This window comes from Shewanella sp. Actino-trap-3 (assembly GCF_002836275.1).
GTDB lineage: Bacteria > Pseudomonadota > Gammaproteobacteria > Enterobacterales > Shewanellaceae > Shewanella > Shewanella psychromarinicola.
The window spans coordinates 4281765-4298489 of sequence record NZ_PJCE01000001.1; the positions used below are offsets into that span (position 1 = coordinate 4281765).

Annotated in this window: 14 protein-coding genes; 8 read left to right on the forward strand and 6 right to left on the reverse strand. The window is 42.9% G+C overall.

The window, feature by feature from the left end; all coding sequences use genetic code 11:
• Positions 1-107: 107 nt before the first annotated feature.
• Complete coding sequence (gene lptD, locus CXF80_RS18755) at positions 108-2408, reverse strand: LPS assembly protein LptD (protein WP_101034406.1); 2301 nt, start codon at positions 2406-2408, stop codon at positions 108-110.
• 143 nt (positions 2409-2551) lie between these two features.
• Here lptD and CXF80_RS18760 point away from each other — a divergent pair, with 143 nt between their 5' ends.
• The 5 genes from CXF80_RS18760 to CXF80_RS18780 all read left to right on the forward strand — a co-directional run bounded on the left by CXF80_RS18760 (position 2552) and on the right by CXF80_RS18780 (position 6652).
• On the forward strand, positions 2552-3580 hold the full coding sequence (locus CXF80_RS18760; RefSeq protein WP_101034407.1) for an aminoglycoside phosphotransferase family protein: 1029 nt from the start codon (positions 2552-2554) through the stop codon (positions 3578-3580).
• Complete coding sequence (gene murU, locus CXF80_RS18765; protein WP_101034408.1) at positions 3577-4266, forward strand: N-acetylmuramate alpha-1-phosphate uridylyltransferase MurU; 690 nt, start codon at positions 3577-3579, stop codon at positions 4264-4266. Before CXF80_RS18760 ends, murU begins: the two co-directional genes overlap by 4 nt.
• A 59-nt stretch (positions 4267-4325) precedes the next feature.
• Positions 4326-5099 carry a co-chaperone DjlA gene (gene djlA, locus CXF80_RS18770; RefSeq protein ID WP_101034409.1) on the forward strand — a complete coding sequence of 258 codons (774 nt, stop codon included), beginning with the start codon at positions 4326-4328 and terminating at the stop codon, positions 5097-5099.
• A gap of 42 nt (positions 5100-5141) precedes the next feature.
• On the forward strand, positions 5142-6095 hold the full coding sequence (locus CXF80_RS18775) for a D-2-hydroxyacid dehydrogenase (protein WP_101034410.1): 954 nt from the start codon (positions 5142-5144) through the stop codon (positions 6093-6095).
• A 98-nt stretch (positions 6096-6193) separates the two neighbouring features.
• Positions 6194-6652, forward strand: coding sequence for a hypothetical protein (locus CXF80_RS18780; protein WP_101034411.1), 459 nt, complete (start codon positions 6194-6196; stop codon positions 6650-6652).
• A gap of 70 nt (positions 6653-6722) precedes the next feature.
• On the opposite strand, the gene purT is transcribed toward CXF80_RS18780, so the two are convergent.
• The 3 genes from purT to CXF80_RS18795 all read right to left on the reverse strand — a co-directional run bounded on the left by purT (position 6723) and on the right by CXF80_RS18795 (position 10241).
• On the reverse strand, positions 6723-7919 hold the full coding sequence (purT, locus tag CXF80_RS18785) for a formate-dependent phosphoribosylglycinamide formyltransferase (RefSeq protein ID WP_101034412.1): 1197 nt from the start codon (positions 7917-7919) through the stop codon (positions 6723-6725).
• 273 nt (positions 7920-8192) lie between these two features.
• Entirely contained in the window at positions 8193-8825 is a 633-nt protein-coding gene (locus tag CXF80_RS18790) for a peroxiredoxin-like family protein (RefSeq protein WP_101034413.1), read from the reverse strand.
• A gap of 114 nt (positions 8826-8939) precedes the next feature.
• Complete coding sequence (locus CXF80_RS18795) at positions 8940-10241, reverse strand: DEAD/DEAH box helicase (protein ID WP_101034414.1); 1302 nt, start codon at positions 10239-10241, stop codon at positions 8940-8942.
• A gap of 824 nt (positions 10242-11065) precedes the next feature.
• Here CXF80_RS18795 and CXF80_RS18800 point away from each other — a divergent pair.
• Both CXF80_RS18800 and CXF80_RS18805 read left to right on the forward strand, forming a co-directional pair.
• Positions 11066-11836: a spermidine synthase gene (locus CXF80_RS18800; RefSeq protein ID WP_101034415.1), complete on the forward strand. Its 771-nt coding sequence runs from the start codon at positions 11066-11068 to the stop codon at positions 11834-11836.
• A 217-nt stretch (positions 11837-12053) separates the two neighbouring features.
• A complete protein-coding gene (locus tag CXF80_RS18805; protein WP_101034416.1) occupies positions 12054-12293 on the forward strand; it encodes a hypothetical protein in 240 nt (79 codons plus the stop codon).
• Positions 12294-12391: 98 nt separating this feature from the next.
• Here the strand turns inward: CXF80_RS18805 and CXF80_RS18810 are convergent, their stop codons facing one another.
• Positions 12392-13750, reverse strand: coding sequence for an NCS2 family permease (locus CXF80_RS18810; RefSeq protein ID WP_101034417.1), 1359 nt, complete (start codon positions 13748-13750; stop codon positions 12392-12394).
• 1168 nt (positions 13751-14918) lie between these two features.
• Between CXF80_RS18810 and CXF80_RS18815 the strand changes: the two genes are divergently transcribed.
• A complete protein-coding gene (locus tag CXF80_RS18815) occupies positions 14919-15680 on the forward strand; it encodes a hypothetical protein (protein ID WP_101034418.1) in 762 nt (253 codons plus the stop codon).
• A gap of 230 nt (positions 15681-15910) precedes the next feature.
• Here the strand turns inward: CXF80_RS18815 and CXF80_RS18820 are convergent, their stop codons facing one another.
• On the reverse strand, positions 15911-16720 hold the full coding sequence (locus CXF80_RS18820; protein WP_101034419.1) for a RecX family transcriptional regulator: 810 nt from the start codon (positions 16718-16720) through the stop codon (positions 15911-15913).
• Positions 16721-16725: the final 5 nt, after the last annotated feature.

A 16725-nucleotide genomic window follows, 5' to 3' on the forward strand; every position in this document is an offset into this window, starting at 1 on the left:
GGCGATACATCGCCAAAATAAGGTTACTACTTCATACACAACAGCGTGTTTGTTGTTATTGGACTATGAGTTTATCGCTAGGTTCAGCAATCTATCACAAAAGAATGCTAATTCCTCAAGTAAAGTGGTTTACGGTAGTTAAATAAGCCTTCATTTAACATGTCGTCGACCCCTAACGGACCCGATCCCCCTAAGCCTTTAATGACAAAGTTCAGGTAAACACCGCTTTCAAACTCCTCACGTCCGTCAATGGTTTCTGATAAATCATCATCGTAGTTGGTTTTGATACGATAATGATAACTCAGACGCAATGCCCAGCAACATGATTCGTATTGCACGCCAGTGTAAGTTTCAATACTACGAGATTCATTGAGGTCGTAATAGTAGTTACCCACAAAATATAAGTTGTCACTAATGGGCCACGATGCACGCACACCAGCCTGCGAAATATCTACTTGGTCATTGGTGTTGGTATTGAGCAAGTCGGGTACATAACGATAACTTAGTTGCAATAATCTGTCATTACTTGGACGATAATCTAAGGTGACTTCATTCTTTTTATTTTTACCCGTTTCAGTATCGTGCTGAACCGAACCACTGACAAACCAATCGTTGTATAACTGGGCATCTAATTCAGCGGCCAAGACCGACGTTGACTGAGTTGCTTCTTCGTAGGTATTTTCAATGCTGACTTTTGAGTTTTCTAAATAGATGATTTGACCCACGCTAAACTTAAGTTTTTCGCGGTTAGTTTGATCAAACAAACGAGTGGTGAAACCTAAGGTAAACTGGTTGGCATCTGCCACGCGGTCTAAACCTGAATATTGGCGATCGCGGAATAAACCATAATAGTCTTCTTGCAATTGTGCGGTGTCATAAATACCAATATTGGATTGATCTTCATAGCCGACATAAAGATATTGGATCTGGGGTTCGAGCGTTTGACGGTATTGCTCGTCAAACAGTTGTGTTGCCCGCTCAAAATTGACCTGACCATGTAAACGCGCTTGTGGAATCGTGCGGCTTATACTGTCGTCTAATGTTGAGTCGTCGTCGATATTTTGTTGCCAATACTGAGTTTGCAGTAATTTAACTTCACTGGTAAACGAGCCTGCAGGTCCTTGAATTGGCCAAATTAAGCTGGGCACTAAGTGTAAGCGGGTTGCTGTATTGTTCTCGTTATCTTGATGGCGAAAATTGGTCAGTTCAGAATTAAACCTGAAGTCGATAGAATTAATAATGTCTGCAGAACGATAGTTAAAGTTTAACTGTGGCATCACTTGATACGGTTTTTCATCTTCGCCAAGTACTTTAATGTCTTGTACTCGCATGTTGAAGTCCCAGTCACGTTCAAAATAACTGGCTTCACCAATACGTGATAACTGGTTGTCGGTTGACTGATTGACGTCGGAATTTAAATCGTTGAAATAATTATTATCAGATACATCTGTATAATTTGCTCTTACCCGCCAATTGTCATTCACCGCACCTTGATGACTCCAGTGGTAAAGGTAACGATTTGCGTTATTAGTGAGCTTATTATCACTGCCTAAATATTCAAAATTAACTTGGCCATTCTGACGTTCACCCGCCAAATATCTGAATTCAGTTTTGGTGTATAAACCACGAGATGACATATAGTCTGGCGTAAACGTTAAATCAAATTCTGGCGCGATATTCCAATAATACGGGGTACTAATTTCAACGCCGTTGGTGGTACTCGTGCTAAAACTAGGGAATAGAAAGCCTGATTTACGTTTATCTGACACTGGGATCGTCATATACGGAATGTATAACACTGGGATGTTGGCAATACGCAGTTTGGCATTCCAAATTTCGCCCCATTCTTCTTCGCTATCAATTTTGATCATTTCAGCTTCGAGTAACCATGATTCATCACCGGGAGGGCAGGTAGTGAAGTTAGTTTTTGTCAGCAATAGATTATTGTCTGAAGTGATCTGAAGCTTTTCTGCGTCACCATGCACTTGTTGTCCATGTAACCAATATTGAGCTCCTTTCAGAGTGGCATTATTGGCGCTCATTTGTGCTTCTAATGAATTTGCGGTGATGGTAAATAACTCATCTTTAAATATAAGGTTACCGTTTGCATTTAAACGTTGCTGCTTTTGATCCAGCACGGCATTGTCAGCGGCAATATGACGACGTCCTTGGCTGAAACTCACATCACCCGAAAACTCAGCCTGGTTATTGTAAGCTACGGTGGATTGATCGCTAATGATAACAATCTGATCGTCTGAGATGCCAGTTAATGCTGCGCGGTCTTCGAATGAACGAGAAACCGGAGGAACTACAACGCATTGCAACGCAGGCGCTGGTGTCGTTGTTGGCTCATCAGCCAACACGATATTTGGGAGTAGGCATAATGCCAGAAAATAACGGATCTGCATTGTTGTCAATAATTTATGAATTCTGATGCTGGAAAAGTTTTGGAGAGAAAAGATACTCAGCTAAATGAAACATTCCATTCTTTAGCTGTTTCCAAATGTTATGCTGGCTATAATAAAGCAATTTTTAGTTAAGAGCCATTGAGATGATTTTATCTGATCCAAGATTTATCGCGTTAAGTGACTGGTTAAACCAATATTTCGGCGATGGAGTTGCCATTAACTTGATCTGTGGTGATGCCAGTTTTCGACGCTATTTTCGTATTCATCATCAAGATAACCATTATATTGTCTCTGATTCGCCCATCGATTTAGTGCCCATCGCCCCTTTTGTTGCAATAGCAAAGGCCTACCAACGCGTTGGGCTACTGGTACCCGAAGTGCTTGCAACCTGCGATGAGTATGGTTTTGTTTTGCAAACTGATGTGGGTGAGTTACAACTATTGTCGGTGCTCAATAAAGACAATGTAGCCGACTATTATCAGCAGGCATTAAATTTACTCCCGGTGATTGCGACTGTGACCGATACCGAAAATGGACCGTTAGCAGATTACGATGGTGCATTTGTGGCGAGAGAGTTAGCTATTTTTGTTGATTGGCTATTAAACAAACATTTAGATTACGTATTGACGGACAATGAGCAAAAAATGGTGACGTCAACGTTTAGTGCGTTGACCCAAAATGTGCTTGCACAACCCAAAGTGGGGATGCACCGTGACTACCATAGCCGTAATTTACTGATAAATGATCATGCATTAGCGGTTATCGACTTTCAAGATGCGGTGCATGGGCCGGTGACTTATGATGCGGTATCATTGCTGCGCGATTGTTACGTGCGTTGGCCAGACGATATTATTGATCACTTGATGAGGTATCACTATCAACTTGCAATAGATCATAAATTGATGGCTAAAGAGGTTAAGTTTTCAACCTATAAACAATGGTTTGATTTAATGGGCTTACAGCGCCACATTAAAGCGGCAGGTATTTTTGCGCGTTTATACCATCGTGATGGCAAAGACGGTTATCTAGCTGATATTCCATTAACCTTACAGTATATAGCCGATATTGGGATGCAATACCCACAAATTGCTGATTTTGGCGTATGGATTAAAAAGGTGATTTTACCGTTAGTAAACCATAAGATCATCAATGAGGCGGTAAGCGAAGCATGAAAGCGATGATTTTAGCTGCGGGACGTGGGGAGCGTTTACGACCATTAACCGACTCGTTACCTAAGCCGTTAGTGAGTGTTGCGGGTAAACCCTTAATTGAATATCACTTAGAAAAATTGGCGTTAATCGGTGTGACCGACGTGGTAATTAATCAAGCTTGGTTAGGGTATAAGTTACCTGAAATGTTAGGCGATGGGAGTCGTTGGGGACTGCAGATTAGCTACAGTGAAGAAACCACGGCTTTAGAAACCGCCGGTGGCATAAAGCAAGCATTACCTTTGTTGGGTGACGAGCCTTTTTTAGTGATCAATGGTGATATTTTTATCGATCACTTGCCCGATATGACCGCGGCTTATCAGCGAGTGAGCCAAGGTGATGCCTTGGGCTATTTATGGTTAGTCGACAATCCAGACCACCATCCGGTAGGCGATTTTTCGATTGCTGCGCAAGGGCAATTAACCTTGCAGGATGAACAAAGGTTAACATTTGCTGGACTGGGGATTTATCATCCTCAATTATTTAGCGCATTGCCTCAAGGTAAGCATGCTTTGGGACCGTTATTGAAACAGTCGATTACCCAACAGCGGATCTATGGTGAATATTTTAATGCTTATTGGTGTGACGTAGGAACACTCGAGCGGCTTGAACAGTTACAAACACGTTTAGTCTCTTTGTTGTTGCCTTAAGTTAGGTCAAATGATGGGCGCACAGTGGCGTAATTATTTTAAATATAGTGGAAGAAAAAATGCGAATTTGGGGTAAAATTTTTGGGTTTATCATTGGGTTTATGTTTGGGCGTTTTTTCGGGGCAATATTAGGGTTATGGTTAGGTCATGCTTTTGATAAACGCCAAGGATTTAAGTCGTTAATTCGTAAAGGTAGTGAACGTCAGGCGATGTTTTTTAATTCCACCTTTGCGGTTATGGGTCATGTAGCCAAAGCCTCTGGGAGGGTGACCGAAACTGATGTTCGCATTGCGACTCTGTTAATGGATCAAATGAAGCTGTCTGGGCAATCACGTGTCGATGCGCAAACCGCTTTTCGTCAAGGTCGCCAAGCGGATTTTGATTTACTCAAGCAGCTAGAACTGTTTCGACAAGCCACACAAGGCCGGGTTGAGTTGGCGCAGATGTTTTTGGAAATCCAAATTCAAACTGCTTTGACTGATGGTGAATTACATGCAAATGAAAAACAAATATTGTCAGTGATTGCCGCTAAACTTGGTCTTGGTGCACAACTTGATGCCTTACTGGCTCGTTGGCAAGCAGAGTTTAGCCATCATCAGGCGCCGCAAGGTAATAAAATTTCGCTGATTGATGCCTATTTGTTACTCGGGGTAAAAGAATCTGCTAGCGATCAAGATATTAAACGAACCTACCGAAAATTGATGAATGAACATCATCCTGACAAGCTTGTGGCAAAAGGGTTACCAGCTGAAATGATGGAGTTGGCTAAAACCAAAGCTCAAGATATTCAAGTCGCTTACGAACGCATAAAAACCTCGCGTGGTATGCGTTAATTTTACACTGAGAGTAGACCAAGCAAAGGACTGAAGTACGTGATGAAAATAGTGGTATTAGATGGTTATACACTTAACTCAGGTGATTTGAGTTGGCAGGCGCTTGAAGCGCTAGGCCAGTGTGATATTTACGATCATACAACACTCGAACAAGTGGTTAATCGCTGTCACGAAGCAGATATAGTACTGACCAACAAAACCCTGTTAAGCGCAGAGACCTTAAAACAACTGCCCAGGTTAACCTACATCGGTGTGCTCGCGACCGGCACCAATGTGGTCGATGTTGAGGCGGCGACAGAGCAGGGTATTAGCGTTACCAATATTCCTGCCTATGGTCCAGATGCTGTGGCACAAATGGTATTTGCGCATATTTTGCATCATCATCAACATGTGGCGTTACACAATCAAGCTGTTAAAGCTGGAGAGTGGGCTGCTAATAGAGATTTTTGTTTTACCTTAAGCCCATTAACCTCGCTAAAAGGCCTAACCTTAGGTGTTGTCGGTTATGGCGATATTGGCCAACAAGTGGCAACATTAGGCGTGGCGTTTGGCATGAAGGTGTTGATCACCAGTGCCAAACCTAAAACCGCTTTACCCGAGGGCGTTCACTGGTGTGAACTGGAGACGTTATTAACCCAAGCCAATATTGTGTCACTGCATTGCCCACTTAATCCATTAACCAAACACATGATGAATAAATCCAGTTTAGCTTTACTCCCATCCGGTTGTTTACTGATTAATACTGCCCGTGGTGATTTAATTAATGAAGCAGATTTGGCCCAATGGTTAAATGACCATAATGGCTTTGCCGGAGTCGACGTATTATCGACTGAGCCACCGAGTGCGAATAATCCGCTACTCAGTGCCGCCAATATTAGCATCACGCCGCATATAGCATGGGCGACATTACAAGCCAGACAAAATCTACTCAATATTGCCATTGAGAATGTGCGCCATTTCCAGCAAGGTAAAATGTTGAATATAATCAATGGCTAAAGTAGTCGATAACAATGAGTGCTCTTAGCCACTCGCATTCTTAGCAACGAGCACTAATCACGGTCGCTTAAACTCTCATTTAGAACGGAGTTCTGCACATGTCACTATGGAAAGTCCTGTTTGATTTTGTCGATAAAGAGCGCACCAGGTTTGATAACGTGCGTCATGATACCCATGCGCTGCAATTTGAAATTGAAGCCAACATTCATTTTTTTGTTGATGGCGTAGCGCAAGCTGTTAGCACCGCAGACATTATTAACGGCCTAGAAACCAAAGCGTTTGAACATGCGATGCTGTCGGGATTACATATTCGCCAGGGTAAGTTAGCGTCGCGCACCATTGAGGGTTATAAAGAGTTTGATAAGTATTTAGGTGAGCCAAGTGATGTGCTGGTTAAAAATCTGTACCTGAAAATAACGCTGCTGCAAAAACTGATTAACGCAGGTAAGCTTGATCAAGATCGTAAGCTTAAAGCACTGTTTCGTTTACTGATGTTAGTCCACTTTCATTTAGCCAATAAACCACTACCTAAACCACGGCCTAAAGCAACAAACTAAACCGCAGATAATCTGCGGCTTAGTTTGTTGTTAATTAACTTTAGTTTGATCCAGTTCACTCCAGCTTTGCTTAAAACAATACCTTAATCTTACTGGCAACCGTTTTGGCTTTTTCGATGGCTTCTTCAACCGTGTTGTCTCTGGCTAACGCTACCCCTAAACGACGGCGTCCATTAATGTCTGGTTTACCAAATAAACGCAGTTGAGTATCAACAGGCGCGAGTGCTTCAGCCATGCCTTGGTAACGGATATTGGTTGATGTGCCTTCAGCCAGAATAACCGCAGAGGCGCTGGGACCGTGTTGCACAATATTGCTGATGGGTAAGCCTAAAATGGCGCGCACATGTAAGGAAAACTCTGACAAATCCTGACTGATTAAGGTGACTAAACCGGTATCATGTGGTCTGGGTGACACTTCAGAAAAATACACCTCATCACCTTTAATAAATAGCTCTACACCAAACAGTCCATATCCACCTAAGGCTTCAACAACTCGCTGACTCATGGCTTGGGCTTTGTGCAATACCTTCGCGGGCATGGCTTGTGGTTGCCAAGATTCACGGTAATCACCGTCTTCTTGCCTATGGCCAATCGGGTCACAAAAGTGGATGCCATTGACCGCACTGATGGTCAGTAAGGTGATTTCATAGTCAAAAGGAATAAAGGCTTCAACAATCACCCGACCTTGACCTGCTCGGCCACCTTCTTGAGCATAAGCCCACGCCGGTTGAATTTGCTTTGCCGTCTTAATCACACTTTGGCCTTTACCCGATGAACTCATCACAGGTTTAACCACACAAGGCATTCCAATGGTGGCAACAGCTTGTTCAAATTCATCTTGGTTGTCGCAAAAAAAGTAAGCTGATGTGGGCACGGCTAATGTTTCTGCCGCCAAGCGTCGAATGCCTTCGCGATCCATGGTTAGTTGGGTCGCCTTTGCTGTCGGCACCACCCGCAAGCCTTGTTGCTCCAGTTCCAATAACGTTTTAGTCGCAATCGCTTCGATTTCAGGGATCACCAAGTCAGGCTGCTCGAGTTCAATAACCGTTTTGAGTGCATCGGCATCGAGCATGTTGATCACATGAAAACGATGAGCAATTTGCATGGCTGGTGCATTCGGGTAGCGGTCGACCCCAATCACCTCAATGCCGTAACGTTGTAATTCTATGGCGACTTCTTTACCGAGTTCGCCACAGCCTAACAACATCGCTTTGATTGTGCCTGGGGTGTTTGCTGTGCCAAAAGTCGTTGGGGTTGCTATGGTCATGTGCGGCCTTACTAAATAGGATATATTTTTATATGAAGAACAGTGTAACGAGATATGGTGTTATAAATCCAACAGAAAAAGCATTGTTTAGCTAAACCAAGGGGGATAAGGCGATAAAATGTGAGCGATGATTGTGTTTTATGGCGATAAGTAGGTGTTTGTATGCTTGAAATAAATGCTCTGCATGTGATAAAAAATAGCTGAATAAGCCAACATCATTGACTACATCGCTGATGTTGGCTGTGCCATTGGAATCGATTGCTCAGGGCGATATTAGTTAACCAACAGCTCTGCTGCAGTTAAAATCAATTCAGGAGCCGGGCGAACTTTATAGTTGGGATTAACATATTGAAAATGGATTAAGCCGGTTTTGTCTGCCACGTATACCGCAGGCACAGGCAACACCAAGCGTTTATCACCTTGTGGCGTGGTAAACAGGGTATTGTCGACATTCAGCTTAGCTTGGTAAGTCTGGGTGGTTTTTTCACTGGTGTAATACGCCAAACCAAAAGCTTGTGAAGCGGCCATTGATGCATCGGACAGCAGTAAATAATCCAGTTTTTTAGTCGTTATCGAGGCGCGCATTTTTTCTGGGGTGTCGGGTGAAATCCCCACCAACTGAAAACCTAGCTCAATGAGTTTAGGTTCAATGGCTTTGAGCTGACCCATTTGCGAATTACAAAATGGACACCAGCCGCCACGATAAAAGAAAAAGACCGTGGGTTTTTGGGCTACCAATTGACTCAGATCAACCGCTTTTCCATCAACATCTTGCAGTGTAATTGCCGGAATTTGATGACCATTAAGCAGGGGGATTACATGATTTTCGTCACTGGCAATGGGTTTAGCCACACTGGCTAAACTGGTTAGGGTCAGTGCGGTAGCGATAAGTAGCGTTTTTAGCATAGTAAGTCCTTGTGAAGTGATGTCCCAACAACAATAGACCATAGCATAAACAAAATAATTTCATCCAAACACAAAAAAGGCGCCTAAGCGCCTAGTTGATTAAATAGCGTGATGCTATTTAATCTTTTTGTATTTTACCGTGCTACTGGCTTTACCGACTTTAACCCGACGTCCATCCATGTTTTTCTCGGCAATCATCTGCTCGCCCACGTTATCGCTACGTTGTTGCTTTTTAGCAAAGCTACGGCGTTGTTCAATTTGCTTAAGCAATACCTCACGGCTGCCGACTTCGTAACCTGGCACTGTGACCCGGCGGATTTTCTGGCCGATTAATTTTTCAATGTCCGCTAAGGTGCGTTCTTCTTCGCGGCTCACAAATGAAATGGCAACACCGGTTTTACCCGCACGACCAGTACGGCCAATACGGTGGACATAATCTTCGGCTAAAAACGGTAAATCGTAGTTAACAACATATTCTAGATTTTGGATGTCGAGTCCGCGAGCAGCCACTTCGGTGGCGACTAATACGCGAATTTTACCTTCAACAAATTCACGCAGTGCACGACGACGGCTACCTTGGGCTTTCTCGCCATGAACCACACCAGAAACAATCCCGTCTAAGTTTAGCTCTTTCACTAATTTATCTGCCGCATCACGCGTCGCGGTGAACACTAAGACACGTTGCCAATTTTTAGTGCCAATTAACTCAGATAATAATTCATGTTTACGACGTTGCTCAACCGGATACACCACTTGGCTAACGGTGTCCGCCGTGGTGTTTTGCTTATCAGCGGCAATAATTTTAGGCTTATTAAGCATCTCATTGGCTAACTTTTTCACTTCAGTAGAGAAGGTCGCAGAAAACAACATGTTTTGGCGCTTTTTGTTTACCGCTTGGATAATTTTTTTAATATCAGCACTAAAGCCCATATCTAGCATGCGATCAGCTTCATCCAGGACTAAAAATTCAACGTTAGATAAACTTAAGTTACAGGCCACAATGTGTTCAAGTAAACGCCCTGGGGTAGCCACAATCACGTCAGCACCACGTTTAAGTTTCTGTGATTGAGAGTCCATTTTAACGCCACCGTAAATGGTTAATACCGTTACGTTAAGGTATTTACTGTAGGCGCTAATATTGTCGGCAACCTGCGCAGCAAGCTCACGGGTTGGCGTTAGAATTAAGGTGCGAGTGTTAGACGGTAGCGTCTCTTTGGGGGTGTCACACATTTTTTGTAAAATAGGCAATGCAAACGCCGCCGTTTTACCGGTACCGGTTTGGGCGCTGGCTAACACATCTTCACCACGACGGATCGCAGGGATCGCTTGTTGTTGAACGGGTGTCATAGCTTGATAACCGCACTCAGCGATCGCGCGTAGTAATTCTGGGGCGAAGCTAAAAGATTCAAATTTCATGGTGCAGTTCCTGTATGTACATCAAAACAAAGCGATTGATATGCGATTCAGTCAACATCAGTTAACAAAAAGTGTTCGCAAATTAATCTGGAATTTTATGGTTTAGAGCCCTATCTAATGGTCGATTCTATGCTTAATTTAGCGTGATTAACATCTTAGGATAGTTGAAAAACGTTAAGCCTGAATTAAGCGCCAATTTTGTGCCATAGATAAGCGGCCGCGGAGTATAACAAACTTTTGTATAAATCCTGAACTTTATCTGTGTCTGGCGCTAAGATTTTTTAGGCGATATCGTTCTAACGGAAATGACTCGATGGCAACGACATTGAGGTGTCGTGTTCTAGCAAAATCCGCGAACATGCTTTTTGACATTGAACTGCAGCCAGTACCCGTAGCAAATGTGCCGTGTCTAGTGATCCAAGCGCTTACCAAGGTAGCAATTTTTGCCTATTTCAACTGACAATTTTGGGCATCTTAGTGGTTTTTCTATCTTCATATTCGGTTCATATTTAGATTTAAATTTAAATTCACATTCAGCTTAAATACTGGCCATCCGTTATCAATGATTTAGCCGACACTCATTATGATACTTAACGAGATGGTCGATGTTCATCGCGGCCTAGACCCTCTTGGCTTGGTTAACAAGATATCTCCGATCCAAGCATCGTCCTTTGTCGCGTGATAGCGCAAGACATAAAAGTGGCTGTCCGCTAAAGGATTTTATTGATTAAAGCAGAAAAAATCACCGAGAAACACCTAGCCCTCTTTTTCGTTATAATGCTCTACCCGTTATATACCCGTATTTAAAAGGTATTAAAAAGATCATGGATATCAAAGGAAACTGCATCTCATCAATAAACGATGAGCACGGCCCAATTTATGTTTACCAAACAAGGACCAGCCGGATCCTCAGCTTTGATGGGAAAATCTATCAAAGTAGTATGAAACTAAAAGACATTAATGGATTAGCTCTGGGCTACACTCAGGCCATGATGGCGGGTTTATTGTTTATCCCCACAGTAAAAACTGCCACGATTATGGGGCTGGGCGCCGGCTCAATGGCAAAAAACCTACTCAGTAGTTTCTCCGAGTTGCAGGTCCATGCGGTCGAATATCGTGCAGCCGTGGCCAAGACTGCAACAGAATATTTTTACTTACCCGACACGGATCGCCTGTGTATTCATATAGATGATGCGGTGAACTACATGAAACACACCGACATAAAAAGCGATATTATCTTTTCAGATCTCTACAACGCTAAGGGCATGGAACCGAAGCAAGTACAACAATCCTACTTGCGTGATTGTAAACAGGCACTGAACCAACAAGGTGTCCTCGTGCTTAATATCTGGCATACGACAGTTAACTTACGAGAAGAGTTAGATGAATTACTCGCGGGCGTATTTGACAACCAACTACTCAGTTTCGAAGTCGATAGTGGAAACACGATTGTTCTTGCATTCAAAAATGACATTCCCGCGCTAAAAGAACAAGATCTACTGGCTAAAGGTCAATGGTTGCAACAGGAAATGAACATTCCGATGGAACCTTATGCCAAATTACTGTTAGAGACACAAGATTTTTGCGAAGAGTGATGCGGATAGCTATTTTTACTGGCTACGTTATTAAGATATATCTTTGGTTTTATGATTGCTAGAAAGGGTGAATGCCTCCTATTGGTCAAGGCAATGGTTTGCTTATGGGCCTTAGCGCTTTTGCTGTCTAGCTAACACTATAGTGTATTCATTGTGACGCTGGCGCTTTAAAAGCAAGGGGATTGCCCTGACATGGATAAGTGAAGCGGGCTTAGATGTGGGCTTAGATGTGGGCTTAGATGTGGGCTTAGATGTGGACTTAGATGTGGACTTAGATGTGGACTTAGATGTGGACTTAGATATGGACTTAGATGTGGGCCTAGATGTGGACTTAGATGTATCGCTGCGCCGCGATGAATTCCGTAACCCCTGCGCCTATTATGGTCAAACGCCCATATTGCTAGCGGCCAGCTATCACCTAGCACCTGCTGAAGATGAAAGTCGCTACGGTAGGTAACTAGAAAGTATCTCGTCTTTCTAGGCCTTGACCGTATTCCGCCGCTAATAAAAAGGCCAGCCTCTATGGCTGGCCTCACTATTGAGTCTATTATCGGGTTAAATTGCCCAACCACCTAGATAGAACGCGACTAAACCGAGTGTAATGGCGATGACGCCAAGTCGCAGTTTACGCCACTCGCCGCTGCATATGCGGCCAATCACTAAGGTAACAAACCCAAGCATAATCCCAGTGACGATATTACAGCTTAAAATGATAAATACTGCGCAGGTTAGGCCTGCCATCGCATCCACTTTATCGTCAAAATCAAGCTTAGTGACGTTGCTTAGCATCAGTAATCCAACATACATAAGCGCTGGCGCGGTCGCATAAGCCGGCACTAAATAGCTTAACGGCGCTAAAAACATCATCATCAAAAACAGCAAGCCAACTATGGTAGCGGTCAGGCCCGTTTTGCCACCTGCAGCGGTTCCTGCAGCGGATTCAATATAAACGGCCGCAGGGGCACCGCCGACTAGGCCAGCAACAATACTGCTGACAGAATCTGATGTCAGTGCTTTACCACCACCCACAATATTGTCATTTTCATCAAGAAGTTCCGCTTGGCCTGCCACCGCTCTAATCGTGCCAGTGGCATCAAATATTGCGGTCATCACCAATGCCAACACAATCGGCAGTACCACTGGATTCAGTGCACCCATAATATCGAGCTGGCCAATCAGTGATGTTTCCGACATCAAGTTAGGCAATGCAAATAAGCCTTGATATGTCACGTTCGGATCAAATATTAACCCAAAGACAGAGAGTCCGACAATCACCAGCAATATGCCACCTGGCATGCCTCGGCGCTCAAGCCCAATCGTCATAGCAAGGCCAATTATTGTTGCGATAACCGGTAAGCTATTAATATCACCAAGCTGTACGGGTAAACCGGCATCGTTGGAGACAATTAATTTCACGCTATTGGTCGCAATAAGCAGTAAAAACAAACCAATACCAATACCCGTACCGTGAGCGATACCGGTTGGCAAGTTCGTCAGTACCCACTGACGAATACCCGTGACACTCACAAAGGTAAATACGACACCCATAAGGAAAATAGCGCCAAGGGTGACAGGAATGGATATGCCTTGGCCCAGCACCATACTAAATGCCGTAAAGGCCGTGAGTGATATTGCACACCCTATGGCCATCGGCAAATTAGCCCATAGCCCCATGAGTAACGAACCAAAAGCGGCAATTAAGCAGGTCGCGATAAATACCGCAGCAGGGTCAAACCCTGCAGTGCCAAGCATGTTAGGCACTACAATTACCGAATAAACCATAGCCAAAAACGTCGTTAAGCCGGCAATGACTTCACGTTTTAAGGTACTTCCACGGGCAGAAATATTGAAATAGCTATCCAAAAATGGATCAGAAGCAGCAGTCGAGTTAGAGAGAGTCTGTTCAGACTTCATAGATATTATACCTTTTGATCTCTTAAATATGAGTTAACCAATGATCATTCATTGGCGACACAGCTATGGCAGGTAGAGCCCCAATCGAGATAGACTTAGGTGAGAGATCCACTTGGCGCTTATAGCGTTAGTGACCTGCGAGTATTGTGGTAAACAAATTTGTTATCCACATGTCTGGTAAAATTTACTCTTACCAACATAGCTTTTGTTGGCGCGGAGTTTACAACAATCGACCATAAGGAAACAGGAAGCAGTTAACAATTTTTGTTACATAGATAAAACAACGCCCATAAACACACAAAAGTAACCGGCTGTTTTACCTGCCGCATCATAAAATGACTCACTGCAGTGACAACCACTCTCCAGTATGTATTGCCAATAACTTATCAGCGGCCTTAGTCCGGCAACTCAATGCCGATATGAAGGCATAACAGTGTTTGCCGCGAGTGGGCAAATTAACTCGCTGTAGTCGATTATCGAGGTCGAACATCGTTAGCTATTATGCCGTGTATTTGTGAAGACGTGACAGTGAAGCGTTAATGCTAAATTTGTTAGTGGACCAAAGTTGGCTAGCCTTCGAATGAAGGCTGATTACATTTTTTGATTTAGCTTCTGGCTGAGTTGGTATTGGTCAGTTTGTGTGGAGGTTATACCTTCATTGATATCTATCACTTCCCAGCGGGGGATGTGCAGATATTTCTGCGAGACGCTGTGAATATGTCCCTATACGCTCTGCGATTTCATCCCTGAAATCGAAGCTCGCAGTCGCATCTACACTAGGGTATTTTATCTCTTCGATGTGGATTTATTGAATGAAGTTGCTAAAAAGGACATGTCGTCTACCCGACATAAATAGAAACGGGTCAGCTTGCCCAGACAATGATTTAATCAACAAGGCCAATCAAAGCCGTTAATGACACTTGATTAAGCCGGTTAATTCACTTAAGCAGCTTGATTCGCTCAAGCAGTTGAATTTAATTATGTAAAGATATTTAATTTACCAGAATTGAATCCTATGCCTGGTTTTTATCATATTTTAATTAAATAAAATTACCTGATTGGACTATGGTTAATTGGTGGTAATACGAATGAAAAACATTTCATTTATTCATATCTAGTAGAAATGCTACTAGAACATGCTACTAGAAATAGTTAAGGATGATTCAATATGAACCCTTTTAACGTTCTACCAAAATTTATAGGCGTACTGCTATTTTCTTTCACAGCGCTATGTGCTGCCGAAGAAGAGCCCGAAATGTATGTTTATTCAACCTATTTTAAATGCATACCTGAGCAAGAATCCGCTGTAGACGAGCTAGTTCAAAGAGCCTATGCCCCCATATATAATGATGGTGTTAACAATGGCACCATAGCGAGTTGGGGTTGGCTGAAGCATCATACCGGAGGCGAATGGCGTCGAATTTTATACCATTCAGCACCGAGTATAGATTCATTATTTGCTGCACAAGAGACGATGAACAAAAAATTTGAAGCTGTTTTGGGAAAAAATACTGATGCCCTTGGACGTGGTTGTCAATCTCATGAAGATTATATTTGGAAGTATGTGACCGGGAGTCGACCTACTTTGGGGGGCGAAACGCGTGGAAAAGTAAGCTTATCTGTTTACATGGAATGTAGTTTTTCGGGAGAAGAAAAAGCAGATGCTATTGTCAAAGAACATTTTGCTCCAGTATTCAATGCTCAAGTCGGTAAAGGAAAACTCACATCCTGGGGTTGGTTATCTCATGTCGTTGGCGGGAAATACCGTAGATTGCAAACGGCCACCGCAGATAACTATTCTGATTTATTAAAAGCACAAAAAAATATCCTTGATACCCTTTATGATAAAGACAATAAACACAGTGCCGAATTTAGTGAAATTTGCACTAGTCATCAAGATTATCTATGGGATATAAAAACAGAATTATAATGATATATCATTATTTATGAAGCCGAGAGCTATGAAGTAGAGAGTCGGTGTTTTTCAAGATATTTATGAAGTAGATCGTTATGACACAGATAGTTATGCCGCCACCCATAATTATAAATCAATATCATAATGGCTAGAGTTATTGATTGCGATAGCCTTTTATGGCTATTTAAATGCACAAATTGACCGCATTTTGCAGCAATAATCTTGGGTGGCAATCTTGTGTTTTGTTAGTCATCGTCTGAATCCATTGCTTCTTTTATTTCATCACTGCCGAACCCTTTACGGGATAAATAGGCATAGGCTTTGGACTTTTCTTTATAGATTGATAAGTCATAGCGCTTTTTCGCCAGCTCATTTTTACAGCTTTGATAAAAATCGACATCCTCTGTTAACGTTAATTGGTACACCGTATCTTCAAAGTCGCTCACATCAATCAGTCGCTGTTTTAGTTCTTGCAAGATGAGGGTTTTGCCTTTGCCTTTGTTAAATAGTTTGATTATTTCAGTGGTTAAGTCAACTTTGTCTGCTTTTATGGCTAATTTACTGCGCAGTGTTTCACGTTCAGGATGTTGTGCTAATGCGTGATCTATTTCGGCCCGAGAAAACCCTTTTGTGGTCATTTGGGTGTAGACTTTTTCTCTGCTGGTGCCATAAAAGTTAACAAATCGCCTTAGTAGCCTAGATGTGGCCATCGCAAAGGCATCGACTTTTTGCTCGTACATCACTTGCTCTATCGCGGTATCAATCACGGTAACGGGTACACCGCGCAGTTGTAATTTACGTCTTATCGCGCTGGTACCGAGTTCATTTCTAAAGGCTAACTCGCAATAGCGTACCGCAAAGTCATTGTCATTTTTTAAATAACCGTTCTCTATGAGTTTGGCCAGTACGGTTTCAATCCATTGTTGATTTTCTGTTTTACGCTCAAGCTTGGTGCGAATTTCATTAATGGTAAAATCTTGTTGGCCAAGGTGCCAATAGGCGCTATTAAAAACGTTATCGATGGTTTTGGCTTGACGTAGAGGAGGGCGCTGCATAAAAA

Bases quoted from the DNA above. Each gene is read 5' to 3' on its own strand.
- lptD (WP_101034406.1), bottom strand. From the start codon at position 2,408: ATGCAGATCCGTTATTTTCTGGCATTATGCCTACTCCCAAATATCGTG.
- CXF80_RS18760 (WP_101034407.1), top strand. From the start codon at position 2,552: ATGATTTTATCTGATCCAAGATTTATCGCGTTAAGTGACTGGTTAAAC.
- murU (WP_101034408.1), top strand. From the start codon at position 3,577: ATGAAAGCGATGATTTTAGCTGCGGGACGTGGGGAGCGTTTACGACCA.
- djlA (WP_101034409.1), top strand. From the start codon at position 4,326: ATGCGAATTTGGGGTAAAATTTTTGGGTTTATCATTGGGTTTATGTTT.
- CXF80_RS18775 (WP_101034410.1), top strand. From the start codon at position 5,142: ATGAAAATAGTGGTATTAGATGGTTATACACTTAACTCAGGTGATTTG.
- CXF80_RS18780 (WP_101034411.1), top strand. From the start codon at position 6,194: ATGTCACTATGGAAAGTCCTGTTTGATTTTGTCGATAAAGAGCGCACC.
- purT (WP_101034412.1), bottom strand. From the start codon at position 7,919: ATGACCATAGCAACCCCAACGACTTTTGGCACAGCAAACACCCCAGGC.
- CXF80_RS18790 (WP_101034413.1), bottom strand. From the start codon at position 8,825: ATGCTAAAAACGCTACTTATCGCTACCGCACTGACCCTAACCAGTTTA.
- CXF80_RS18795 (WP_101034414.1), bottom strand. From the start codon at position 10,241: ATGAAATTTGAATCTTTTAGCTTCGCCCCAGAATTACTACGCGCGATC.
- CXF80_RS18800 (WP_101034415.1), top strand. From the start codon at position 11,066: ATGGATATCAAAGGAAACTGCATCTCATCAATAAACGATGAGCACGGC.
- CXF80_RS18810 (WP_101034417.1), bottom strand. From the start codon at position 13,750: ATGAAGTCTGAACAGACTCTCTCTAACTCGACTGCTGCTTCTGATCCA.
- CXF80_RS18815 (WP_101034418.1), top strand. From the start codon at position 14,919: ATGAACCCTTTTAACGTTCTACCAAAATTTATAGGCGTACTGCTATTT.
- CXF80_RS18820 (WP_101034419.1), bottom strand. From the start codon at position 16,720: ATGCAGCGCCCTCCTCTACGTCAAGCCAAAACCATCGATAACGTTTTT.